This is a genomic window from Stenotrophomonas sp. 62841_Sma, from assembly GCF_056482945.1.
The window spans coordinates 1,938,194-1,962,363 of sequence record NZ_CM151224.1 but is presented as its reverse complement, the minus strand read 5'-3'; the positions used below and the strand labels follow the sequence as shown (position 1 = coordinate 1,962,363).

General features: G+C 65.3%; 22 protein-coding genes. 11 read left to right on the top strand and 11 right to left on the bottom strand.

Features of this window, described 5'->3' with window-relative positions; translation table 11 throughout:
- Positions 1-79: 79 nt before the first annotated feature.
- From ACZK5G_RS09270 to ACZK5G_RS09260, 3 genes are read left to right on the top strand one after another with little or no spacing between them, the layout of a single operon-like run.
- Positions 80-967, top strand: a complete 888-nt coding sequence (locus ACZK5G_RS09270) for a carbon-nitrogen hydrolase (protein ID WP_005409280.1) — start codon at positions 80-82, stop codon at positions 965-967.
- Positions 968-981: 14 nt separating this feature from the next.
- Positions 982-1,512: a GNAT family N-acetyltransferase gene (locus ACZK5G_RS09265; RefSeq protein WP_107432020.1), complete on the top strand. Its 531-nt coding sequence runs from the start codon at positions 982-984 to the stop codon at positions 1,510-1,512.
- A gap of 4 nt (positions 1,513-1,516) precedes the next feature.
- Positions 1,517-2,737, top strand: coding sequence for a TraB/GumN family protein (locus tag ACZK5G_RS09260; protein ID WP_478466109.1), 1,221 nt, complete (start codon positions 1,517-1,519; stop codon positions 2,735-2,737).
- Positions 2,738-2,959: 222 nt separating this feature from the next.
- On the opposite strand, the gene ACZK5G_RS09255 is transcribed toward ACZK5G_RS09260, so the two are convergent.
- The 3 genes from ACZK5G_RS09255 to ACZK5G_RS09245 are packed head-to-tail and all read right to left on the bottom strand — an operon-like array spanning position 2,960 to position 10,706.
- Positions 2,960-6,040: an efflux RND transporter permease subunit gene (locus tag ACZK5G_RS09255; RefSeq protein WP_478466108.1), complete on the bottom strand. Its 3,081-nt coding sequence runs from the start codon at positions 6,038-6,040 to the stop codon at positions 2,960-2,962.
- Positions 6,037-9,558: an efflux RND transporter permease subunit gene (locus ACZK5G_RS09250; RefSeq protein WP_478466106.1), complete on the bottom strand. Its 3,522-nt coding sequence runs from the start codon at positions 9,556-9,558 to the stop codon at positions 6,037-6,039. Before ACZK5G_RS09250 ends, ACZK5G_RS09255 begins: the two co-directional genes overlap by 4 nt.
- Entirely contained in the window at positions 9,555-10,706 is a 1,152-nt protein-coding gene (locus ACZK5G_RS09245; protein ID WP_197616620.1) for an efflux RND transporter periplasmic adaptor subunit, read from the bottom strand. Before ACZK5G_RS09245 ends, ACZK5G_RS09250 begins: the two co-directional genes overlap by 4 nt.
- Positions 10,707-10,912: 206 nt before the next feature.
- On the opposite strand from ACZK5G_RS09245, the gene ACZK5G_RS09240 reads away from it, so the two are divergent.
- Positions 10,913-11,302, top strand: coding sequence for a c-type cytochrome (locus ACZK5G_RS09240; protein WP_005413034.1), 390 nt, complete (start codon positions 10,913-10,915; stop codon positions 11,300-11,302).
- A 9-nt stretch (positions 11,303-11,311) separates the two neighbouring features.
- A complete protein-coding gene (locus ACZK5G_RS09235) occupies positions 11,312-11,773 on the top strand; it encodes a c-type cytochrome (RefSeq protein WP_049423686.1) in 462 nt (153 codons plus the stop codon).
- Between the two features lie 148 nt (positions 11,774-11,921).
- Here the strand turns inward: ACZK5G_RS09235 and ACZK5G_RS09230 are convergent, their stop codons facing one another.
- The 4 genes from ACZK5G_RS09230 to ACZK5G_RS09215 form a co-directional block, all read right to left on the bottom strand.
- Positions 11,922-13,802 carry an ATP-binding cassette domain-containing protein gene (locus ACZK5G_RS09230; RefSeq protein ID WP_132809930.1) on the bottom strand — a complete coding sequence of 627 codons (1,881 nt, stop codon included), beginning with the start codon at positions 13,800-13,802 and terminating at the stop codon, positions 11,922-11,924.
- Positions 13,803-13,909: 107 nt separating this feature from the next.
- Positions 13,910-14,287, bottom strand: coding sequence for a hypothetical protein (locus tag ACZK5G_RS09225; RefSeq protein ID WP_071228971.1), 378 nt, complete (start codon positions 14,285-14,287; stop codon positions 13,910-13,912).
- Positions 14,284-14,892 (bottom strand): hypothetical protein, encoded by a 609-nt coding sequence (locus ACZK5G_RS09220; RefSeq protein WP_197616614.1) that lies wholly within the window; start codon positions 14,890-14,892, stop codon positions 14,284-14,286. The genes ACZK5G_RS09225 and ACZK5G_RS09220 overlap by 4 nt, the downstream gene beginning before the upstream one ends.
- A gap of 47 nt (positions 14,893-14,939) precedes the next feature.
- Complete coding sequence (locus tag ACZK5G_RS09215) at positions 14,940-15,305, bottom strand: hypothetical protein (protein ID WP_478466104.1); 366 nt, start codon at positions 15,303-15,305, stop codon at positions 14,940-14,942.
- 70 nt (positions 15,306-15,375) lie between these two features.
- On the opposite strand from ACZK5G_RS09215, the gene ACZK5G_RS09210 reads away from it, so the two are divergent.
- Positions 15,376-16,478 (top strand): IS3 family transposase gene (locus ACZK5G_RS09210; protein ID WP_181859227.1). Its coding sequence is split into 2 segments (ribosomal slippage): positions 15,376-15,634 and positions 15,634-16,478, totalling 1,104 coding nucleotides; the frame shifts between segments, so codons are not numbered across the junction.
- A gap of 117 nt (positions 16,479-16,595) precedes the next feature.
- On the opposite strand, the gene ACZK5G_RS09205 is transcribed toward ACZK5G_RS09210, so the two are convergent.
- From ACZK5G_RS09205 to ACZK5G_RS09195, 3 genes are all read right to left on the bottom strand, one after another.
- Positions 16,596-16,823 carry a DUF2283 domain-containing protein gene (locus ACZK5G_RS09205; RefSeq protein ID WP_164081477.1) on the bottom strand — a complete coding sequence of 76 codons (228 nt, stop codon included), beginning with the start codon at positions 16,821-16,823 and terminating at the stop codon, positions 16,596-16,598.
- Between the two features lie 126 nt (positions 16,824-16,949).
- Positions 16,950-17,183, bottom strand: a complete 234-nt coding sequence (locus tag ACZK5G_RS09200) for a hypothetical protein (RefSeq protein WP_478466103.1) — start codon at positions 17,181-17,183, stop codon at positions 16,950-16,952.
- A gap of 554 nt (positions 17,184-17,737) precedes the next feature.
- A complete protein-coding gene (locus ACZK5G_RS09195) occupies positions 17,738-18,613 on the bottom strand; it encodes a LysR substrate-binding domain-containing protein (protein WP_164081475.1) in 876 nt (291 codons plus the stop codon).
- A gap of 102 nt (positions 18,614-18,715) precedes the next feature.
- On the opposite strand from ACZK5G_RS09195, the gene ACZK5G_RS09190 reads away from it, so the two are divergent.
- The 5 genes from ACZK5G_RS09190 to dbpA all read left to right on the top strand — a co-directional run bounded on the left by ACZK5G_RS09190 (position 18,716) and on the right by dbpA (position 23,230).
- Positions 18,716-19,795: a YeiH family protein gene (locus ACZK5G_RS09190; protein ID WP_478466100.1), complete on the top strand. Its 1,080-nt coding sequence runs from the start codon at positions 18,716-18,718 to the stop codon at positions 19,793-19,795.
- 44 nt (positions 19,796-19,839) lie between these two features.
- Positions 19,840-20,409, top strand: coding sequence for a CbrC family protein (locus tag ACZK5G_RS09185; RefSeq protein WP_478466099.1), 570 nt, complete (start codon positions 19,840-19,842; stop codon positions 20,407-20,409).
- A 41-nt stretch (positions 20,410-20,450) separates the two neighbouring features.
- Positions 20,451-20,723, top strand: a complete 273-nt coding sequence (locus ACZK5G_RS09180; RefSeq protein WP_478466098.1) for a hypothetical protein — start codon at positions 20,451-20,453, stop codon at positions 20,721-20,723.
- A gap of 125 nt (positions 20,724-20,848) precedes the next feature.
- Positions 20,849-21,817 carry an IS481 family transposase gene (locus tag ACZK5G_RS09175; protein ID WP_478466508.1) on the top strand — a complete coding sequence of 323 codons (969 nt, stop codon included), beginning with the start codon at positions 20,849-20,851 and terminating at the stop codon, positions 21,815-21,817.
- Between the two features lie 36 nt (positions 21,818-21,853).
- Positions 21,854-23,230, top strand: coding sequence for an ATP-dependent RNA helicase DbpA (gene dbpA / locus ACZK5G_RS09170; RefSeq protein WP_049461879.1), 1,377 nt, complete (start codon positions 21,854-21,856; stop codon positions 23,228-23,230).
- A gap of 174 nt (positions 23,231-23,404) precedes the next feature.
- On the opposite strand, the gene ACZK5G_RS09165 is transcribed toward dbpA, so the two are convergent.
- Entirely contained in the window at positions 23,405-23,941 is a 537-nt protein-coding gene (locus ACZK5G_RS09165; RefSeq protein ID WP_478466096.1) for an adenine phosphoribosyltransferase, read from the bottom strand.
- Between the last annotated feature and the right edge of the window lie 229 nt (positions 23,942-24,170).

The following is a 24,170-nucleotide window of genomic DNA, read 5'->3' as shown; positions in this document are numbered from 1 at the left end:
AGCACCCATTCAGCGCGCGACACGCCGTCGCCGCCCATCCGCGCTAACATGCAGGTTTTCCCCCGCAGGAACGCCCCGCATGAACTCGCGCAGCCCCCTTACCGTCGCCCTGATCCAGGAGCGCAACCACGGTGATGCCGCCGCCAACCTGGCGGTGATCGAAGCACGCGTGGCCGAGGCGGCTGCGCAGGGTGCCAAGCTGGTGCTGCTGCAGGAACTGCATAACGGCCCGTACTTCTGCCAGCACGAATCGGTGGACGAGTTCGACCTGGCCGAGCCGATCCCGGGCCCGAGCACCGAGCGCCTGGGCGCGCTGGCGAAGAAGCATGGCGTGGTGCTGGTCGGCTCGCTGTTCGAGCGCCGCGCCGCCGGCCTGTACCACAACACCGCGGTGGTGTTCGAAAAAGACGGCACCCTGCTGGGCAAGTACCGCAAGATGCATATTCCGGACGACCCGGGCTTCTACGAGAAGTTCTACTTCACCCCGGGCGATATCGGATTCAAGCCGATCGATACCTCGGTGGGTCGCCTTGGCGTGCTGGTGTGCTGGGACCAGTGGTATCCGGAAGCGGCACGCCTGATGGCGCTCGCCGGCGCCGAACTGCTGCTGTACCCGACCGCGATCGGCTGGGACCCGGACGATGTGCAGGACGAGAAGACCCGCCAGCGCGACGCCTGGGTGCTGAGCCACCGCGGCCACGCCGTGGCCAACGGCCTGCCGGTGCTGAGCTGCAACCGCGTCGGCCACGAAGCCTCGCCGCTGGGTGCTTCGGGCATCCAGTTCTGGGGCAACAGCCACGTGCTCGGCCCGCAGGGCGAATTCCTGGCCGAGGCCGGCACCGACGCCACCGTGCTGCTGTGCGACGTCGACCTGCAGCGCAGCGAGCATGTGCGCCGCATCTGGCCGTTCCTGCGTGATCGCCGCATCGATGCATACGGCGACCTGCTCAAGCGCTACATCGACTGAGCCGGAGCCCGCGCATGGCCGTCCTCATCCGTGATGCCGGCCCGGCCGACATCGCCGCGATCACCGCGATCTACGCGGTGGAAGTGACCGACTTCGTCAACACCTACGAGTACGACATCCCCGACGCGACCGAGATGCTGCGCCGTATGCGCGACATCATCGATCGCGGCTTCCCCTACCTGGTCGCCGAGATCGACGGCCAGGTGGCCGGCTATGCCTACGCCAACACCTACCGCACCCGCGTTGCCTACCAGTGGACCGTGGAGAACTCGGTCTACGTCGATGCCGCGTTCCAGGGCCAGGGCGTGGGCACCGGCCTGCTCCAGGCCCTCATCGACGCCTGCGTGGCGCGTGGCTACCGGCAGATGGTGGCGGTGATCGGGGAGCCGACCAATGCCGCCTCCATCAAGCTGCACGAACGCTTCGGCTTCGAGCTGGTCGGCGTGTTCCGTGGCCTCGGCCGCAAGCATGGCCGCTGGCTGGATACCGTGCAGATGCAGCGCGCGCTCGGCGATGGCGCCGACACCGCACCTTCCAATGAATGAATCCATGACCGAAACCCTTCCTGACACCGGCGACGACCTGTTCGCCGGCCAGCCGGTGCGCATCGTTGAACGCGACGGCGTGCGCTACACCCTGCTCGGCACCGCGCACGTTTCCCGCGCCAGCGTCGAAGCGGTGGAAAAAGCGATCGACAGTGGCCGCTTCGACGCGGTGGCCGTCGAGCTCGATCCGCAGCGCCTGCAGGCGCTGAGCGATCCGGACACACTGGCCAAGCTCGATCTGGTCGAAGTGATCCGCAAGGGCCGCGTGGCCCTGTTCGCCGCCAACCTGGCCCTGTCCGCGTACCAGCGCCGCCTGGCCGAACAGCTCGACATCGAGCCGGGCGCCGAACTGAAGCGCGCGGTGGAACTGGCGCGCGAGCGCAACCTGCCGGTACACCTGATCGACCGTGAAGTCGGCCTGACCTTCCGCCGTGCCTCGCAGCGGCTGGGCTTCTTCGGCAAGCTGAAGCTGGTTGCCGGGCTTGGCGCCGGCCTGTTCTCATCCGAGGAAGTGGGCGAAAACGAGATCGAGAAGCTCAAGCAGGGCGACATGCTGGAGTCGAGCTTCGGCGAGTTCGCCAGCGAGAGCCCGGCGCTGTACGAGACCATCATCGGCGAGCGCGACCGCTACATGGCCACCCGCCTGCGCGAGGAACACGACCCGCACCAGCGCGAAGTACTGGCCGTAGTCGGTGCCGGCCACCTGGCCGGGCTGGCACGCTATCTGGAAACCGACACCGAGGCGCCGGCACCGCTGCGCGCCGAACTGGAAGCGGTACCGAAGAAGCGCAACATTCCGTGGTTCACGCTGGGCATCCTGGCCATCGTGGCGACCGGCATCGGCGTAGGCTTCTACCGCGGTGGCCTGGGCGTGGGCACCGAACTGCTGGCAACCTGGGCGATGTATACCGGCGGTCTGGCCGGCCTGGGCTGCCTGCTGGCCGGCGGCCATCCGCTGAGCATCCTCACCGCGATCGCGGTGGCGCCGTTCAAGCCGTTCCGCCTGAGCATCCCGACCGGCGCATTCTCGGCGCTGGTGGAAGCGCGCCTGCGCAAGCCGGCGTATGAGGACTTCCTGAAGCTGCGCGACGATGCGCAGAGCCTGAAGGGCTGGTATCGCAACCGCGTCACCCGCGTGGTGCTGACCTTCATGCTGACCAACATCGGCAGCATGCTGGGCCTGTGGCTGACCACGTTCAAGGTGTGGGGCAAGGTCGCCGGTTGATTGCAACGCCCCGCCGGGCATGGCCCGGCGCTACCGGCCGCACGGCGTCTGCGCGCGACCGGCAGGTGCCAACCTTGGTTGGCACGCTTTACGCCGACCGTAAAGCTCGGCCGAGCATGCTCTGCGCAGAACATCAAAAAAAGGGGGAGGCCGCCCCACTACGACCGGCCTCCCCCACACCACAACACGTTGGCGCGCATTACGGTCGAGCAAGCTCGACCACTACACCGGGGTACCCGGCACGATCTCCAGACCGCGGGCGCGGCGGATCAGTCGCGTGACCGCACTGCGCAGGTCATCCAGTACTGCATAGATCGTCGGCAGGAACAGCAGGCTGACCACGGTCGAGAACGCCAGGCCGCCGGCAATCGCGCGCGCCATCGGTGCGTACTCCGGGCCATTGCCGAACATCTGCGTACTGGTCAGCGAGATCGGCACCATCGCCAGGATCGCCGTGCCCATGGTCATCATGATTGGCCGCAATCGCTCGCGTGAGCCCTCCACCAGCGCCTGGGTGCGTCCCATGCCGCCGCGCCGCAGGTTGTTGATGTGCTCGATCATCACGATGCCGTTGTTCACCACCACACCCATCAGCACCAGGATGCCGATGAAGGACATGATCCCGAACGAGGTGCCGGTGATCCAGAACAGCCAGAACACACCGAAGATCGAGAACAGCACGCCACTCATGATCGCCGCCGGGAACAGCAGCGACTCGAACACCGCCGCCATCACCACGTAGATCATTACCAGCGCGATCAGCAGGTTGAACACCATCTGCTGCATCGCTTCGTCGTCGTTGCCGTAGTCACCGCCATCGAAGGTGAAGCCATAGCCGGCCGGGAAGTTCATCGGCTTGAGCACCGACTCCATCGCCTTGCGGCCATCCGGCGCGGTGACCTTCTCGGCCAGGTTGGCCTTGATGGTCAGCGTGGTCTGGCGGTTGGTGCGTCCGATCTGGGTGGCGGACGAACCAACGTCGACGGTGACCAGGCTCAGCAGTGGCACGCTGCGGCCATCGCCGGTGCGCACGCTGAAACCGGCCAGGTCTTCCGGGCTGCTCTGCTCGGCACCGGCGAAGCGCACCCATACCGGCACTTCGTTGTCGCCGCGGCGGAACTCGCGCATCGGCGCACCGCGCAGCGCCAGGCCAACGAAGCTGGCCACCTGCTCGGCATTGAAGCCGAACGCCGCTGCACGCTCGCGGTCGACGCGCACCTTCAGTTCACCACCCTTCTCGCCGTTGTCGATGCGCACATCGCGCAGCTCGGCGCGCTGGGCCAGCAGCGGCACCACTTCCTGGCCGATCTCCTGCAGCATCGAACTGGAGTCGCCGACCAGCTGCACCTGCACGCCCTGGTTGCCGCCACCGCCGCCATCACCGCCCTGGTTGCCAACGAAGTAGTCGGTGCGGGCCGACTTCGGCAGGCCCTTGCGCAACTCTTCCTGCAGCGCCTTGATGTCCTTGGCGTACTTCTCGTCCAGGGTGACCACGGTGGAGCTGCCTTCCTGCTCGCTGTACCAGGAATACACCTGCTTCACGTGCAGGCGCTCGCGGTTGGCGTCGATCCAGTTCTCCACCCGCGCCACTTCCTCGGACATCTGCCGGTAGGTGTAGGCGCCCTTCCACATGTAGCCGATGAAGATGTCCTTGCCGCCGTCACCACCGAACATGTCGACCTTGGTCAGCTTCATCGGCACCAGGCTGACCAGCACCACCAGCACGATGCCGAGCAGGCTCCAGCCACGATGGTGCAGCGACCAGTCCAGCAGTGTCGCGTAGCGCCGCTGCAGGCGTGCGATCACGCCGGTCTGCGAGTGCACCAGCTTCGGCGTGGCCATGCGCGCGGACAACATCGGGATCAGGCTGACCGCGACCAGCCACGAGGCCAGCAGCGAGACCGAGATGGTGATCGCGATCTGCGCCATGAAGATGCTGATGTTGTTGGTCTCGCCGAACAGGTTCGGCACGAACACGATGCAGTGGCACAGCGTGCCGGCGCTGAGCGCGATGGCCACGTTGCGGGTGCCGATGATCGAGGCCAGGCGCGGCTGCCCCGGCATGCGCTCGCGCTCCTGGTAGATGCTCTCCACCACCACCACGGCGTTGTCGACCAGCATGCCCACCGCCAGCAGCAGGCCCATCATGGTCAGGATGTTCAGCGTCACCCCGACGAAGTACATGAAGCCCAGGGTGATGGTGAAGCAGATCGGAATGGCCAGGGTCACCATCAGCGTGGACGGCCAATGGCGCAGGAAGAAGAACAGCACCGTGATCGACAGGATCAGGCCGACCGCACCGGCCTCGGCCAGTTCCAGCAGCGAGGAGGTCACCGCCTTGCCCTGGTTGTCGATCACCTTGATCTGCACGTCGCGCATCGACGCTTCGGCACGGATCGATTCAACCTCGGCCAGTGCCGCGCGCGACACCTCCACCAGATTGGCACTGCGCTCCTTGAAGATGTCCAGGCCAACCGCCGGGTTGCCGTCCAGGCGGCGGCCGTAGTTCATCCGCGCCGGCTTCAGGCGCACATCGGCGATATCGCCCAGGCGCAGGCCCTTGGCGTTGATCACCAGATCGCGCATTTCCTGCAGGTCGGTGATCTCACCCACCGGCTGCACGCGCACGCGCTGGCCGTTGTCGTCGATCTGCCCGGCCGAGATCGAGAAATTCAGCGTGCGCAGGCGCTCGCTCAGTTCATTGATGCTCAGGCCGTGCGCGTTGAGGCGGTTCGGATCGATGGCGATCTCCACCTCGTTCGGCGGCGCACCGGTGATGTCGACACGGGCCACGCCGGGGATGCGCTCGATGCGCCGCTTGAACTCGCGATCGAGCATGTCGTACGCGGTGGTCAGGTCGGTGGTGCTGGCCAGGCGCACCTTCAGCACCGGCTGGTCGCTGCTGGACCACTTGAACACGTTGTAGCGCTGCAGGTCGTCGGGCAGGTCGCTGCGGATCGCGTCGATGCGCTCGCGTGCATCGGAGGCGGCGATGGCGATGTCGCGGTCCCAGTCGCTGAACTCGATGAAGATCAGCGCCGCTTCGGAGGTGGCCGACGAGCGCATGCGCTTGATGCCGGTCATCGTCGCCAGCGATTCCTCGACTGGGCGGATGATGGTCCGTTCCACTTCCTCCGGGGTGGAGCCGGTGTACGGAATCTGCACGAACAGGAACGGCGCGGAGATGTCCGGCAGCGCTTCCAACGGCAACCGGAACGAAGCGATCAGGCCGATCACCACCAGCGACACGAAACACATGATGGTGGTGACCGGGCGGCGGATGGAGAACTCGGCCACACTCATGCCGGTTCCTCCGTACCCGCCGCACTGCCCGCTGCACCCGGCTCGATCTCACCGGCATGCTTGCGGCCACGTTCGCGGTAATACGCATCGCCACGACGGTCCATCAGGTCGTACACCACCGGGATCACCAGCAGGGTCAGCAGGGTCGACACCAGCAGGCCGCCGATCACGGTGATCGCCATTGGCGCGCGCACTTCAGCGCCCTCACCCATCGCCACCGCCAACGGCAGGAAGCCGAACAGCGTGCACAGCGTGGTCATGATGATCGGCCGCAGGCGCGAGCGCGCGCCTTCCACCAGCGCCTCGCGCTTTGCTACGCCGGCCTCGCGCAGCTGGTTGACCTTGTCGATCAGGATGATCGCGTTCTTGGTGACCAGGCCGACCAGCAGGATCAGGCCGATGAACACCACCACCGAGATGGGCTTGCCGGTCAGCATCAGCGCCAGGATCGCACCGACCAGCGCCAGCGGGATGGTGAACAGGATCACGAACGGGTGCAGCAGCGATTCGAACTGCGACGCCATCACCAGGTAGACCAGGAAGATCGCCAAGCCGAAGGCGAAGATCAACGACTTCGCCGCCTGCGCCAGCTCCTCACCCTGGCCACCGATGTGCAGGCCGACGCCCGCACCCAGCGGCTGCTCGGCGACCATCTGCTGCACCTCGCGCATGGCCGCGCCGAGGTCGATGTCGCGCAGGTTGGCCGACACCACCGCAACCCGGGTCTGGTCGGCGCGGTGGATTTCGCTGGGGCCAGTGGTGGCGACCACTTCGGCCACCGCGTCCAGCGTGACCGGACGGGTGCTGCCCGGGTTGACGATCAGCCGGCGGATGCTCTCCACGCTGGCGCGGTCGCCTTCCTGCGCACGCACCAGCACGTCGATCTTGCGGTCACGGAAGCTGTAGCGTGTCGCCACGTCGCCGCGCACCTTCTTCACCACCACGTCGGCGATCTGGCGCGTGGTCAGGCCCAGCGCACCGGCACGCTCCTGGTCGAAGCGGATCTGGATTTCCGGGAAGCCCTCTTCCACCGTCGACTTCACATCGGCGTAGTGCGCATTGCCGCGCAGCATCGCCGCCAGGCGCTGGCCGGCCACTTCCAGGGTTGCCATGTCCTGCCCGCGCAACTCGATTTCCAGCGGCGTGGAGAAGCTGAACAACGCCGGCCGCGCGAAGTCGACCTGTGCCCCCGGATGCTGGCCCATGGTGTCACGCAGGCGCTCGGTGATCTCGGCTTCGGTACGCGCATTGCCGCCGCCTTCCATCACCACGGTCAGCTTGCCGATGTTCTCGCCGCTCTCGGTGGGGCTGGCATCCAGGCGGGTGCCGCTGCCGCTGACACCGTACAGCGACGCCACGCCCTCGCCCTTGCCGTGTGCCAGCTGCAGTTCGCGCACCAGCGCATCGGTCTGCTTCAGCGGCGTGCCGGCCGGCAGCTTCACCGTCATTTCGAAACGGTCCTGCGCCAGCTGCGGAATCAGGTCGGCACCGAGCATCGGCACCAGCGCCATGGTCGCCACGAAGATGATCGAGGCGACACCCAGCACCTTGCCCGGATGCGCCAGCGCGCTCGGCAGCAGTCGCAGGTAACCGCGCTCGGCACCGGCGTAGGGCTTCATCGCCAGATCGCTGGCCTTGCGCATCACCGGGCCGACCACCGCCACCACGCCACGCCACGCCCGCACGACCAGCCAGGCCAGCGCGTAGAAGCTCCAGCGCGCGGTCGCCACGGCACCACGACGGCCCAGTGCCACCGGCTTCTGCCAGCGGTTCTGCGGTTGCCACGGTTCGTTCGGCGCTTCTTCCGGGAACGCCAGCGGCGGCCGTCCCTTCAGCGAGCTCAGCATCGGGATCAGGGTCATCGACACCAGCAGCGAGATCGCGATGGCGATCGCCACGGTCAACGCCTGGTCGCGGAACAGCTGGCCAGCGATGCCATCGACGAACACCAGCGGCAGGAACACCGCGATGGTGGTCAGGGTCGAGGCGACCACCGCCATGCTCACTTCGCGGGTACCGACGATCGCCGCCTGCAGGATGCCCAGGCCACGCTCGCGGGCCTTGGCGATGCTCTCCAGCACCACGATCGAGTCATCCACCACCAGGCCGGTGGCCAGTGCCAGACCGCCCAGCGACATCACGTTCAAGCTCAGGCCGAGCTGGCCCATGAAGAAGAACGTGGCGATGATCGAGACCGGCAGCGACAGGCTGATCACGAACGTGCTCCAGCCATCACGCAGGAACAGGAAGATGATCAGGATCGCCAGCAGGCCGCCGATCACTGCATCCTTCTTGACGTCGGCGATGGCGTGCTCGATGAAGCGCGACTGGTCCTCGATGGTGGTCATCTCGACGTCGGACGGGAACGTGCCCTTGATCTGCTCCAGGCGCTTGCGCAGCGCTTCGGCGGTGGACACGGTATTGGCGTCGCCTTCTTTGTAGATCGCCAGTTCGACCGATTCCTTGCCGCCCAGGCGGATCACCGCTTCGCGCTCCTTGTAGCCCTGGCGCACGGTGGCCACGTCCTTCAGGCGCACCGGCACACCGTTGGCGACCACGCTGGAACCACCGCCGGACGATGCGCTCTGCGCCGCCGATGCCGCCGCGATGGCTGCCGCCGAACCGGTCGACGCGGCGATGTTGAACATCTGCTGCAACGCCGAGTCGGCCGCGCTGCCGTTCGACGCCTGGGTGGTGACCAGCAGGTTGCGGATCTCCTCCAGATCGGCGAACTGGTTGACGGTACGCACCAGGAAGCGCTGCGAACCCTCCTCCAGGCGGCCTCCGGAGATGTTGATGTTCTCGTCCTTCAGGCGCTTGATGACGGTGTCGATCGGCAGGTTCAGCTGGGCCAGCTTCTGCTGGTCGATGTCGACCTGGATCTCGTCCTCGAGGCCGCCACCGACCTTGACCGCCGCCACGCCGCTGACCGGCTCCAGCTTCTTCTTCAGGTCTTCATCGGCATAGCGGCGCAGGCCGGTCAGCTCACGGACCGCATCGGCATCGCTGCTCGGCGCCACCTTGTTCGACAGCACCAGGCGCATGATCGGTTCGGTGGACGGATTGAAGCGCAGCAGCACCGGGGCCTTGGCCTCCAGTGGCAGGTTCAGCGCTTCCATCTTGTCGCGCACCTCCAGGCTGGCCTGGTCCATGTTGGTGCCCCAGGCGAACTCCAGCACCACATCGCTCTGGCCGGTGCGCGAGACCGACTTCAGCTTGCGCAGGTTCTTGACCACGCCGACCGCTTCTTCAACCGGCTGGGTGATCAGGGTTTCGATTTCGGTCGGCGCCGAACCGGTGTACTCGGTGCGCACGGTCAGCGTCGGGTAGCTCAGGTCGGGCAGCAGGTTGACCTTGAGGTTGCCCAGCGCGATCAGGCCAAACAGCAACAGGGTGACCGTGCACATGGCGATGGTCACGCGGCGGCGGGTGGCGAATTCCACCAGGCCGCCGCGCATGCTGGCGGCGGCGCCGTCGCTCGCCGGCGAGGCACCGTGGTCGTGGCCCGGGGCGGTCATTGCGTGCTCCCGGCCTTGTCTGCCGGCTTGGCCGACGCTGCGACCGTCTTCGCCTTTGCCTTCGGATCGGCGATCACCTGCACTGCGGTGCCGTCGCGCAGGGCGACCTTGCCGGCGGTGACCACCTGATCACCGGCCGCCAGGCCATCACGGATCTCCACCCACGGGCCCTCGGCGTAACCCAGCTTGACCGGAACGCGTGCGACCTTGCCTTCGCGCACCCGGAACACCGCCGGCTCACCATCGTCGAGCAGCGCCAGGCGCGGCACCACCAGCGCATCGGCACGCTGGTCGTAATCGATGCGGATGCGACCGAACATGCCGGGCTGCAACGCGTGCGCGGCGCCATCGAAGGCACTGACCACGCGAAACGTACCGCTGCCCGAATCCACCACCGGTGCGATGCGGTCGACGGTGCCGGTGAAGCTCTGCCCCGGCAGCGCATCGGCAGCCAGCGTCACCGGCTGGCCGGCGCGCAGGGTGGCCAGCTCGCGCTCGGGCACGTTGAGGGTGGCTTCCAGCCGCGAGTTGTCGACGATGCGGAAGATCGGCGTGTTGATCTGCACGAAGTTGCCGGTCTTGATCGAGCGCGAGGCGATCACGCCGGAGATCGGCGCCACGACGGTGGTGTAGGACAGCTCCAGCGTGGCCAGGCGGTACTGCGCGCGGACGTTTTCCAGGTCGTAACGCAGCTGGTCGACGTCGGCGGCGCTGACCATCTGCTGGCCAACCAGTTTCTGCGCGCGCTGGTAGTTGTTTTCCAGCTTGCGCATCTGCGCTTCGCTCTGCGCCACAGCCAGCCGAGCGCGGTCCGGGTCCAGACGTACCAGCGGCTGGCCGGCGGTGACCCGCTGGCCTTCTTCAACCAGCACCGCCAGCGCCACGCCGGAAGTCTTGGCCACCACCTGCGACTCGGCGCGTGGTTCCAGCGCAGCGGTACCGGTGTAGCTGGCCGCGACAGCACGGTGGCTGGCCACAGCCACTTCGACCGGGACCGCATCGACCTTCTTCTCCTCCTTGGTCTCGGCGGCCTTGGCTTCGGAATTGGGCCCTGCGGCGCAACCGCCCAGCAGCAGGGAGGTGGAGATCAGCAGTGCGGCAGCGCAGATTCCGCTGCGACGGCCGGACAGGAAGGTTGGGTGCGACATCGTCAGATCCCTGGAGGATGCGTGGACAGGTGTGGTAGCAAAGTAATGCACCACTTCACGGCAACACCATATCCCAAAGGTCATGGTGTCTTCGTGCCACTGGTCGGCCCGCCCCCCATTTCAGCTAGATGAAACCTGGGGCTATACTCGGGTCGTTCCGTACCCCACGCCGGAACGACCAGACCCGAATCCCCGGAAACGACACCATGCGCCCGCAGCCGCTCGCCGCTTGTCTCGCTCTGGCCGTCCTCCTGCCCCTTGGGGCCGCCGCACAGCCCGCTCCTGCTCCTGCCACACCTGCCCCGGCCCCGGCTCCCGCCGCTGCCCCGGCGCCTGCCGCCCCCACCGGCAACTTCGACAATGGCCGTGTCCTGGCCTACACCTGCCAGGGGTGCCATGGCATCACCGGCTACAAGAACGCCTACCCCAGTTACCGGGTGCCGAAGATCGGCGGCCAGACCCAGCAGTACCTGGCCCAGGCCCTGACCGAGTACCGCCAGGGCAAGCGCAGGCATCCGACGATGCAGGCGCAGTCGATGAGTTTCAGCGAACAGGAGATCGCCGATCTCTCTGTTTACCTGTCCACCGTCAAGTAAGGCCCGCCCATGTCGAAAGCCGCGCATCCGATGCGTCACGCCATCGCCCTGTCCGTTGCCCTGCTGCTGGCCGCCTGTTCACAGTCGCAGGTGGAAAACAGCGAGAAATCCGCCGCCGACCCGGGCCATGCCAGCGGCGAACACGGCTCTTCATCCTCCGCCGGCCTGCCGCCGGGCCGCGAGGCCGCCGGTGAAGCCCGCGCCAAGGTGAAGAGCAAGGCCACCAACCAGAGCTGCCTCGACTGCCACGGCGCCGATGGCAACGCGCCGATCGATGCGACCTATCCGAAGCTGGGTGGGCAGTACGGTGACTACCTGGCGCATGCGCTGCAGGCCTACCGTGCCGGTGACCGCCAGCATGCGCTGATGACCCCACAGGCGAAGGACCTGAGTGATCAGGACATCGCCGATCTGGCGGCGTATTTCGGCAGCCGGCCGAGCCAGCTGCGGGATCTGCACGGGGTCAAATGACCGCCGGCGCCCCGGTGGGTGCGGACCTTGGTCCGTACGGAGGCGTAACCGGCTTCGGTAGGTGCGGACCGTTGGTCCGCAAGGATCCCGATATCCACGCATGGCGTGGATCTACTGAGTTCACCGGCAGCGCCGGCGGACGCTCAGCTCAGCCTTCCAGCTCTTCCCAGCGAGCGTACGCGGCATCCAGCTCGGCCTGCACCTTGGCCAGCTGCTGGGTATGCGCGGTCACTTCGGCGCTGCTGCGGGTGTAGAACGACGGGTCGTTCATCGCCGAGGTCAGCCCTTCGACATCGCCTTCCAGCTTCTCGATGGTCTTCGGCAACTGCTCCAGTTCGCGCGCTTCCTTGTAGGCCAGCTTGCGCTTGGGCGCAGCCGGAGCAGCGGCCGTGGCGGCCGGTGCAGCGGCCGCCGGCTTGGCTGCCGGGGCCGCAGCAGGCGTCGCCAGACTAGCCGCATAGCGCTGCCAGTCGCTGTAACCACCCACGTACTCACCGATCACGCCGTCGCCTTCCATCACCAGCGTGGAGGTCACCACGTTGTCGATGAAGTCACGGTCGTGGCTGACCAGCAGCAGCGTGCCGGTGTACTCGCCCAGCAGCTCTTCCAGCAGCTCCAGGGTTTCCACGTCGAGGTCGTTGGTCGGTTCGTCCATTACCAGCAGGTTGGACGGCTGCGCGAACAGCTTGGCCAGCAGCAGGCGGTTGCGCTCACCGCCAGACAGGCGGGTGATCGGCGCACGCGCGCGCTCCGGCGTGAACATGAAGTCCTGCAGATAGGCATGCACATGCTTGCGCTTGCCGTTGAATTCGAGGAAATCACGGCCCTCGGCCACGTTCTCGATGGCGCTCCAGTCTTCGCGCAGCACCGCGCGATACTGGTCGAAATAGGCGATCTGCAGGTTGGTGCCGGGATTGACTTCACCCTTCTGCGGCTGCAATTCGCCCAGCAGCAGCTTCAGCAGCGTGGTCTTGCCGCTGCCGTTGGGGCCGATCAGGCCGATGCGGTCACCACGCAGGATGGTGGTACTGAAGTCACGGACCATGGTGCGCTCGCCGAAGGCGAACGAAATGTCCTTGACGTCGATGACCTTCTTGCCGGAGCTGACGCCCTGCGCGGCTTCCATCTTGACGTTGCCGCTGAGGTCGCGGCGCTGCGAGCGTTCGGTGCGCATCGCCTTCAGGCGGCGCACGCGGCCTTCATCGCGGGTACGCCGGGCCTTGATGCCCTGGCGGATCCAGACTTCTTCCTGCGCCAGCAGCTTGTCGAAGCGGGCGTTCTCCTGCGCCTGCGCGTTGAGGCGTTCCTCGCGGCGGCGCTCGTAGTTGGCCCAGTCGCCCGGCCAGCTGGTGACCTGGCCGCGGTCGATCTCGACGATGCGGGTGGCCAGTGCACGCAGGAAGCGGCGGTCATGGGTGACGAACACCACGCTGCCGCTCCAGCCCTTCAGGAACGCTTCGAGCCAGTCGATGGCCTCGATGTCCAGGTGGTTGGTCGGTTCGTCCAGCAGCAGCACGTCGGGGCTGGACACCAGCGCGCGGGCCAGCAGCACGCGGCGCTTCATGCCACCGGACAAGCGGCCGAACTCGGCCTCGCCGTCCAGGTCGAGCTTGGTCAGGGTTTCGCTGACGCGCTGGTCCAGGCCCCAGCCGTTGGCGGCGTCGATCTTGGCCTGCACGTTGCCGAGCGCTTCGCCATCGAACACCTCGGCATGGCTGAGGTGGTGGAACTCGGCCAGCCACTGGCCCAGTTCGCCGAGGCCATCGGCGACGACGTCGAACACCGAGCCAGCAGCGCCGTGCGGCACTTCCTGCTCCAGGCGGGTGACACGCACGCCCTGCTGCACGCGCACTTCGCCGTCATCGGGCTTGTGGTCGCCGGACAGCAGCTTGAGCAGGGTGGATTTGCCGGCGCCGTTGCGGCCGATCAGGGCGATGCGTTCGCCCGGCTCGATCGACAGTTCGGCCTTTTCCAGCAACAACGGGCCGCCGACGCTGAAGTCGACGTTCTGTAGGGTAATCAGAGGCATCGGCCTATTGTACGGGTTGGCGGGCACGCTTGGCGGAGGCGAGGCCGGTAGAGTCGAGCTTGCTCGACTACCCAGCCAGGCCCGACTGGCGGCAATGAAGCGACGGGTCAGGCTGCGGCCTTGATCCTTCTGACTTCTGGGGTCAGTGCAAAGCAGTCCTCCAACGGTTCCCCCTCCAGCGCCCAGTACTCAATCAGATCGAGGTGCTCCAAAAGGCCAGCGGCAAGCGCGTCCAATACAGCGGCGATGCTGTGATCCTGAGGGTTCGCGCCCGAGGAAAGCAGATCATTGCTCACATCAAGCGCCAGGATCATCAACTCATTCCTGACATCCCGTGGATAGCCGCCGGTGCGATATGCCGCCATGTATCGATCCAGCCATGCACTGGTCCGATACTCATCAGAAAGCTCATATGCCCAATCCTGGGTATAGGAATCACCGGATGGCAAGCCGAGATCGAGGCAGATCCTGTCAACGGCCTTCATCTTTCACTCCCACGGATCTCCACTCTCTCAATGCGCACGCTTTCAAGAGAGATGTCTGCCAACAGCGCCATAGCGGACTCTGTCATCAACAAGCCTCCAAAGTCGGTCCATGAAATGCAGTCACTGGGGGCGTCCGCACAGTCGATGTACTTCGCTCCACGCCCATGACCAAATCGCGCGCCACATCCGACACATACCCGATCTTCCGCCCCGAGCAATGGTTGTCCATCAAAATATGAAGGCTCGTCTCCCTTGAGCGTCACCCAAGGGCGCTTTCCGACAAGTGCATGATGCGATTCCAGCGGACCGCCATCTCCTGCAAGCCACACCCTTCCGAAGTTGAAACACGCACGGGATAGCTCTGAAATCCTAGAGAAGATCCTAGTTGAAACAATAACCGGCGAAGCGTATCCCGAGAAGAACATGTCGGCTCCCTTCGGGATTCGCTGATCAACAATCAGGTCGGCGCCTGACACATCATTGGGCATGTAGTTCCCGCAAGACTGACAGATGAGGGACCCCGTCGCCTTCTGGCGCCACATCTCATTCTGATCGACAACATCCGCCCCCGAATAATAGACGTGCCAAAGACTATGCGATTTCATGTTCAATCCTGGCGAAGAACGCAAACTCACAGTGGCACCGCGCTGAATCAATAGAACACGGCCCTGCAGTCCGACAGGTCAAAAATGCGCCCGTCCGACAGGACAATCCTGCCGCCGACCATTCTTCCGATGAGCAGTCCCAGCGCCTCAGCCGCTTGCTCAAAGTGCCTCCTCCAGCCATCAATATCCCCCTTGTATGACAAGGCATGCAGAAGCTCTCCAGAAGGCAACCATAGGTTGCAGCTCTCCGTGATGGCTCCGCCACTCTCGGGAAGAGAAGAACTCGAGTAGTCAGTCAACTTTTGAAAGAGGCCCTTCCCATGGAAGCGACCACTCCCATCATCCGAGACATAGCAATACTCGCGCCACTCCACAGGGATCAGGCCAGGAATTTCTCGATCATCTATCGCCACGGGACTGACCTGCCCGGTTTCTCCGAGACATTGATATCTAGGAAGATGGCTCCAATCGGAAGATGAGCCCATGAAGAAGAGTCGATTCTCAGAAGAGCAAATGGTGACGATCCTGCGCGAGGCAGATCGCACGACGGTGGCGGAGGCCGCCAAGAAACACAAGGTCAGCGACGCCACGATCTACGCTTGGCGCAAGCACTTCGGGCAGATGCAAGCAGCCGATGTCAAACGCCTCAAGGCCTTGGAGCTTGAGAACAGCCGTTTGAAGAAGCTGCTGGCCGAGCGCGATCTTGACATTGAGATCCTCAAGGAGATCAACGCAAAAAAATGGTGAGCCCGCTGGCGCGGCGCGAGCAACTGGACTTCGTGCGTGCACGGGGCCTGAGTCTGCGCCGCGCCTGCGGGCTGATCGGAATGTCCCGGGCCACGCCGAGCTATCAGTTGCGCCTGCCGGCCAGGGATGCGCCGGTGCTCGCTGCGATGCGGGAGCTCTCGGCGCAGTACCCAAGATACGGCTACCGCCGCATCCGCATCTTCTTGCGCCGCAAGGGCTTCGAGCTGAGTTGGTCGCGTACGCATCGCTTGTGGCGCCGGGCGGGACTGCTGGTGCCCCGAAAGCGTCCACGCAAGCGCATCGCCTCGGTACGCCCGCGCATTCATACGCCCTTCAAGGCCAACATGGTCTGGGCCTATGACTTCGTCTTCGACACCACGGCCAGTGGTCAACAGATCAAGTGCCTGACCGTCGTGGACGAATACACCCGAGAGTGCCTTGCCATCGACGTGGCCGGGGCCATTCGCTCCAGGCGCGTGATCGAAGTGCTGTCGCGGCTGGTGAGCCTGCACGGCGCGCCGCTGTTCATGCGTTCGGACAACGGGCCGGAGTTCGTCAGCCACGCCATTCTGGAGTGGATCGCCCACTCGGGCATCGCCACCGTGCTCAACGACCCCGGCAAGCCGTGGCAGAACGGCACAGACGAAAGCTTCAACGGCAAGTTGCGCGACGAATGCCTGTCCATCGAGTGGTTCCGCTCGCGCCGCGAGGCCGCCGTGCTGATCGAAGCCTGGCGCGTTCACTACAACGAGGTGCGACCCCATAGCAGCCTGCAATACTTGACTCCGACGGAGTTCAAGCAGCAACCCCGTCACAACCTGCAACCCGCTGTCTTCTAGTTAAAACTGTCTCGATTAAACCGAGCAGGTCAGGACGCCCATATTGAACAGCAAACCTGGAGCCCCCCCATCAGGCAATTGCCCCATGATAAAAACGCCGTGCATTTCGCCACCATCTCAATCGACCAGTGTCTCGCTAACACGAAGGAACTCCAGCCCAACCAGTTCGCCATCCTTGTCAAAGTCCAGAAGCACTTCTGGGCCGCGATAGTTCTCAATCATCGAGCTCAGCGAAATGTGCTTCGCGACCGAGCCTGGGGCGCCCTTTCCCGCATGTGCCGGAAGGTACAGATAGGCAACGTCATCATTTCGCCTTCTCTCCAGTCTTATCTTCGACTTGACCACGCGTGATTCCTTACTGGTCTGGTGAGGGCGCCCACGGCCCGGGGTTGCGCCAGCTCCCCTAAAGGACCGCCGCCAGCCTCCCCCACCTTGAACGGACTGGCCCGACGGACGGGCGTTGGCGGCGAATCAGCCCTGACACAGGCCGTTGAGCACATCTGCCAGCTCACTGTAGGTAATTGCAACCTGCGGATATTCTTCATCATCGACAAAATATTCAAGAATAGCCGTTTGCGACAGATGCTCGAAAGTAAGGTATACAAGGTTAAACCGGATGACCTTCCTTTCCCTCGCCCACATACCACGGAGAATCAGGCTCTTCATCCGCTGACTGCCGCGGATCGACTCAGCCAGGGCGTGCATCGTATTTTCCTTCATTTCACCACCATCATCGCATCTCGCGCGTAGACGGAAACCGACCTATGGCCTCGCTTGAAACGCTGAACTGAATAGATGAAACATGGTTGCATCGCCCCCCTCTCCAAGGGAAGTTCGCTTTGCGGCACTTGTTGTCGCATTCAACCATTGCAGGACTTCCGTGCCGCAAGCAGTGCGCCCGCTTGAGACTCCGCCGCGTCATTGGAGTGGCAGAACAAGCATCCTCGACCGTCCAACGCTGCGATCGGAATTTACCGCCTCGCCCCTATGTGCAGCCAGATCGGCCTCATCGAGCCTCTCTCACCGGTTTCGCAAGGGCCGGCGGAATGATTCAAAAACTCCACTCCTGATTTCCAATGCGAGCCTTTGCTCAACCGGCAAACCGAAATGACTGACAAGCGCAGGCATCAATGAATTCATTACTCAATCCAATCTCTCTGTCTACGTAGCCCTATCACTCCGGACGGGCAATACATCAGCATCACGATGGCAAAGCAGCTTTCAGTATTCGATCACTGATTCATCGCCCCCAAGCACCTCTACCCCACCTCCCCCAACAACGCCTGCAACCCCGGCAACCATTGCTTGCCGGGGTGACGTACCAGCCACAGGGTGCGCTGCAGCGGAGGCAGCGGAGTCTCGAGCACGCGCAGGCGACCGAGGGCCAGCGGCTCTTCCAGCGCATGACGGGAAAGACAGGCCAGGCCAAGACCGGCGATGGCGGCCTGCTTGATCGCTTCGGTATTGCCCAGCTGCAGGGTCTGGGCGAAGCCGCGCAGGTGCGGCAGCAGCGCCTGTTCCACCGCTTCGCGGGTACCAGAGCCCGGCTCGCGCAGCAGCCAGCGTGCGCGGCGCAGTTCGTCCAGCGACCAGCGCGCGGCAGCGTCGGCGGCGCCGACGATCACCAGCGGATCCTGCTGCCAGGCCGTGACCTGCAGGCCGCGCTCGTGGCACGGGCCTTCGATCAGGCCGGCGTCGACGTCCAGTCGCTGCACGGCGGCGACCACGCCGGCACTGTTGTCGATGCGCAGGTCGACTTCGGCCTGCGGCGCCTGCCGCAGCAGTTCGGCGATGCGCGGCGGCAGCAGGTAGTTGCCAATGGTGGTACTGGCGGCCAGCACCAGCCGCAGCGGTGCACCCTGCGACGGGTCGCCGCCGGCAGCCAGCTGCCGCTCCAGATCGGCGGCATTGACCAGCAGTGTACGCGCCGGCTCCAGCAACGCGCGGCCGTGGCCGTTCAGGGCCAGGCGGCGGCCGATGCGGTCGAACAGCGGCGTGCCGAAGTGCGCTTCCAGCTCCTGCAGGGCGGCGCTGCTGGCCGACTGCGAAAGCGCGATGGCCTGGCCGGCAGCGGTGGTGCTGCCGTGGTCGGCGATGGCGACGAAGACCTGCAGTTGGCGCAAGGTCAGGCGCATGGCATTAACCCGCTTGATAGGTAGGTTTCACTCATATTATTCGTTTTACAGGTCAGCGACTCAGGCGCACGCTTGCCACGTCACCCCAGCCCTGCCCCTGTCATGAACGCCCCCGCTCTCTCCTCCTGGTCCCTGCCCGCCCTGCGCCAACGCTGGCAGCCGCGCCTGCCCGGCCTTCTGCTGGTGGGCCTGATCGCGGCGGCGTCGCTGTATCTGGCCGAGCTGTCCTGGCTGCAGGCGCACGGCCTGAGTGCGCTGACCGTGGCCATCGTCGCGGGCATCGTGGTCGGCAACACCCTCTACCCGCGGCTGGCGCCGAGCAGCGCAGCCGGTGTGGGCTTCTCCAAGCACTGGCTGCTGCGCGCCGGCATCGTGCTCTACGGCCTGCGCCTGACCTTCCAGGACATCGGCCATGTCGGCGTCACCGGCGTGCTGATGGACGTGCTGGTTGTCGCCAGCACCTTCGGACTGGCCTGCTGGCTGGGCATGCGCGTGTTCAAGATGGAACGCGAGGCGGCGATGCTGATCGGTGCCGGCAGCGCGATCTGCGGCGCGGCGGCGGTGATGGCCGCCGAACCGGTGGTGCGCGGCCGTGCGGCGCAGGTCACGGTAGCGGTGTCGACAGTGGTGGTGTTCGGCACGTTGGCGATGTTCCTGTATCCCGCCCTGTATGCATTGGTGCAGTCGCACGGCTGGCTGGCGATGGACGCGCAGCAGTACGGCCTGTTCACTGGTGCGACGGTGCATGAAGTGGCACAGGTAGTGGCGGCCGGCCGCGCGGTCAACGAAGCGGCGGCCGATACCGCAGTGATCACCAAAATGGTGCGGGTGATGCTGCTGGCGCCGTTCCTGGTGGCGCTGTCGCTATGGCTGGCGCGTGGCGGCAAGGCCAGCGCCGATGGCAGCAAAGCGCGCATCGTGGTGCCGTGGTTCGCTTTTGGTTTCGTGGCGGTGGCCGGGTTCAACTCGCTGCATCTGCTGCCGGCCGGCCTTCAGGCGGGGCTGGTGCAGCTGGATACCGTGCTGCTGGCGATGGCGATGGCCGCGCTGGGCCTGACCACCCACGTTTCGGCGCTGCGCCAGGCTGGACTGAAGCCGCTGCTGCTGGCGCTGATCCTGTTTGCGTGGCTGCTGTTCGGCGGGCTGGCGATCCACCAGGGCGTGCTGGCCGTGCTGGGCTGAGCGGCCTTCCCAGCTTGCCGACGACGTCCGCAGGTCGTACAAGAATGCCTGCCCTGCATTACATGGACGACATGAGCACCCATCACCTTCCAGACTTCCGCTACCATCCGGACCCGGTTGCGACGGGCAACGTGGGGCCCTCCACTACGGCCTGCAGGGTCTGCCAGCAGGCGCGTGGATATGTGTACCTGCACGATGCCATCCACGCAGGGCGCGCAGATTACTCGGAACAGATCTGCCCTTGGTGCATTGCCGATGGCCGCGCCGCGTCGGCGCTGGATGTCGCATTTGCCTGCAGTCTGGACATCGACGAAAGCGTGTCCGAAACCGCATTGGAGGAGCTGTCCCTGCGCACGCCTGGCTACGTCAGTTTTCAGGGGGAGAAATGGCTGGCGCATTGCAACGATATCTGCCGCTTCCTGGGCGACGCCACGATGGAACAGGTGAGTCAGGCCACTGCAGCGACCATCGCGGCCTGGTGCGCGGCCAATGACGCCGACGAATCACTTTGGTCGGAGCTGGTCGGCGACTACGCACCCGGTGGAGATATCGGCTTCTACACGTTCGAGTGCCTGCACTGTGGCCTGATTCAGTTCCATGTTGACGCGGCCTGAGCCTGCTCCGCATGTCCTACGTGGATCGTTAGACTTGAGGCATGCCCGCCTCCCCCGCCCTGCTGCCGGTCCCGTTGCGATTGCTGGATGATCGCTATGGGCCGGGCAATGTCGATGAAGCCGAAGACACGCTGATCGCGATCGTGCAGGCGGTGATGGGCGAGCAGGCAAGCTGCGCGTTCCATTTCGACACGCAGCACGCCAACCCGTGGTTTCACCAGCTGCTGCTGGAGCCCAGGGCCGCTGGAGAGCCCGCCACCCCGGAGCAGTTGCAGGCGATGGCAGCACGATTGGCGGCCCTCGGGCTGGATTGAAGCGACGTACATCCAAGCTGCCGGCCAAGATCGGCCGCTACCTGTGATCTCTCTGTAGGTTGTTCATCCGGGACATCTTTGGAAAATGGCGGTTACCACACCTTTCCAGACCCCAAAGAGCCCGGATGAACCACCATAAAAATGCCCGTTTGACCGTCCATAGTCGAGCACTTCTTGTTCACCGCATTCTTCACGAGGGCCTGCGCCCGGAAGAAGCAGCTCAGGCGTGTGGCGTCAGCGTGCGTACGGCTTACAAATGGCTGGGCCGATTCCGGGAGTTGGGGCCATCGGGCTTGGAGAACCGCAGCTCAAAGCCTCACCAGACGCCGCACGCCACACCGGAGCTGGTGGTCGAGCAGATCAAGGAACGCCGCCGTAAGCGGCAGACCTACCTGACCATCTCCAAGGCACTGGGGGTCGGCCACAGTACGATTTCAAGGCTGATGCGCGCCCACGGCCTCAATCGGCTGTGTCAGCTTGATCCGCCCAAGGAGGTCATCCGATACGAATATGATCAGCCAGGAGGGCTGCTGCACCTGGACATCAAGAAGCTGGGCAACTTCCAGCGGCCAGGGCACAGAACCGATGCCAAACGCCGGGGAAACGCCGCGGGCGGTGGCTGGGGCTACGTCCACGTGGCCATCGACGATCACTCCCGAGTGGCCTTCAGCAGCGTCCACCCCAACGAACAGGGCGAAACCGCCTGCCAGGCGTTGCTGGGCGCTCTGGAGTACTACGCCAGCCTGGGAATCACCTTCAAGCGGATCCTGACCGACAACGGTGCCTGCTATCGCTCCACCGCCTTTGCCAAGCTGCTCAAATCCCTTGGAATCAAGCACATCAGAACCAAGCCCTACACGCCGCGGACCAATGGCAAAGCCGAGCGCTTCATCCAGACCAGCCTGCGCGAGTGGGCCTACGCCTGCGAGTACGCATCCTCGGACCAGCGCAATTCCGTTCTGAACCAATGGCTGCACCACTACAACTGGCACCGTCCCCATATGGCGATCGGCGGCCAGCCACCTATCTCCAGAGTGCCGCTGAACAACGTAGTGGGTTTACACAGCTACCAGGCGCCCCATAATCATGAATGACGGCGGGACCGGCCGCGCACGCGGGTACAATGCGCCATGACTGACTTCTCGACCCTGCCGCTGAGCCCGGCCCTGCAGCCCGGCCTGGATGCCCTCGGCTACACCACTCTCACCCCCGTGCAGGCGCAGAGCCTGCCGGCCATCCTGGATGGCCGCGATGTGATCGCACAGGCGCCGACCGGCAGCGGCAAGACCGCCGCATTCGGCCTGGGCCTGCTGCAGGCCATCGACCCCAGCCTGATCCGCGTGCAGGCGCTGGTGCTGTGCCCGACCCGCGAACTGGCCGATCAGGTCGGCAAGCAGATCCGCAAGCTGGCCACCGGCATCCCCAACCTGAAGCTGCTGCTGCTGGTTGGTGGCGTGCCGCTGGGCCCGCAGCTGGCATCGCTGGAAGGCCACGACCCGCACGTGGTGGTCGGCACTCCTGGCCGTGTGCAGGAGCTTGCACGCAAGCGCGCGCTGAATCTTGGCGCGGTGCGCACGCTGGTGCTGGACGAAGCCGACCGCATGCTCGACATGGGCTTCGAGGAGCCGATCCGCGAGATCGCCGGCCGCACCCACAAGGATCGCCAGAGCCTGCTGTTCTCGGCCACCTTCCCCGACAGCATCCGCACCATGGCGCGTGACCTGCTGCGCGACGCGGTGGAAGTGACCGTGGAAGGCGCCGACCAGGCACCGGCCATCCGCCACCTGTTCTGCGAGGTGGAACCGGCCCATCGCCAGAAGGCACTGGCCGGCCTGCTGCTGAAGTACACGCCGGAATCGGCCGTGGTGTTCTGCAACACGCGCAAGGACGTGGACGAAGTGGCCAACTCACTGCAGCAGTTCGGCTTCTCCGCACTGGCTCTGCACGGCGACATGGAGCAGCGCGACCGCGAGGAAGTGTTGTTGCTGCTGGCCAACCGCAGCTGCAACGTGCTGGTGGCCAGCGACGTGGCCGCACGCGGCCTGGACGTGGAAGAGCTGGCGGCGGTGATCAACTACGAGCTGCCGACCGACGTGGAGAGCTACCAGCACCGCGTGGGCCGTACCGGCCGTGCCGGTGCCAGCGGCCTGGCGATCAGCCTGGTGGCCGGCCGCGAGAAGACCCGTGCCGAAGCCATCGAAGCGCAGATGGGTCAGCCGCTGGACTGGCAGAAGACGCCGCTGGCGACTTCGCGCCCGGCCGAGCTGCCGCAGGCCGCGATGCGCACGCTGCGGATCGACGGCGGCAAGACCGACAAGCTGCGCCCGGGCGACATCCTCGGTGCACTGACCGGCGACGCCGGCCTGTCGAGCAAGTTCATCGGCAAGATCGCGATCTTCCCAACCCGCTCCTATGTGGCGATCGCGCGAGAGCAGGCCAACAAGGCCGTGGCCAAGCTGGAAGCCGGCAAGATCAAGGGCCGACGTTTCCGCGTGCGGATGATGTGATTGAAGCAGCGTTGCCAACCTCGGTTGGCAACGACCTGACCTGGTAGCGGCCAACCTTGGTTGGCCCATCCGTGGCGCCAGTCGCGAAAGGCGCCGCCAACCAAGGTTGGCAACTACCGGCTCCAGGCCATTCGCGCTGGTAGATGCCAACCTTGGTTGGCACCCACCCTTCGATCAGAACACCAGTTCGGTGTGCAGCGGCAGGCCCGATTCCCAACGGGCGCGACCACCGAGGCCGTCCAGTTCGACCAGTACACCGGCACCGACCACGTCAACGCCCAGGCGTCGCACCAGCGACAGCGCCGCGACCAGCGTGCCGCCGGTGGCCAGCACGTCGTCGATGATCGCCACGCGGGCGCCGGCCGGCAGCGCATCGGCGTGCACTTCGATGCAGTCGCTGCGGTATTCCAGCGTGTATTCCTCGCGCAGCACCTGGCCCGGCAGCTTGCCCGGCTTGCGCACCGGCACGAAGCCGACGCCCAGTTCCAGCGCCATCGCGGCGCCGAGGATGAAGCCGCGCGATTCGATGCCGACCACCGCGTCCAGCTTCTGGTCGCGCCAGCGGTCGGCCATCGCGGTGATGGCACCGCGGAAGTCCTCGCCGTGGGCGAGCAGCGGCATGATGTCCTTGAACAGAATGCCGGGCTTGGGGAAGTCGGCGATGTCGCGCAGGCGGGAGGCCCACTGCGGAGCGACGATGGCGTCGGTCATGTCACGTTGGCTATCTGATGGCGGCATAGGGTACCTGTTCCGGGCGTCGCCTGCCTGTTGGGGGTATTCGGCCGGGCTGCGCCCGGCACCTGCAGAGGCTTCAAGCCAAGGCAACGGCAACGGCAACGGCAACAGCGAGTTTCCTGTGGGATGGCGGGGTGGGTCCGGTTGCGGGGGACGCTGCAAGTACGTCCATGTAAGCTCGGTCGCCGCATCCATGCGGCTCACG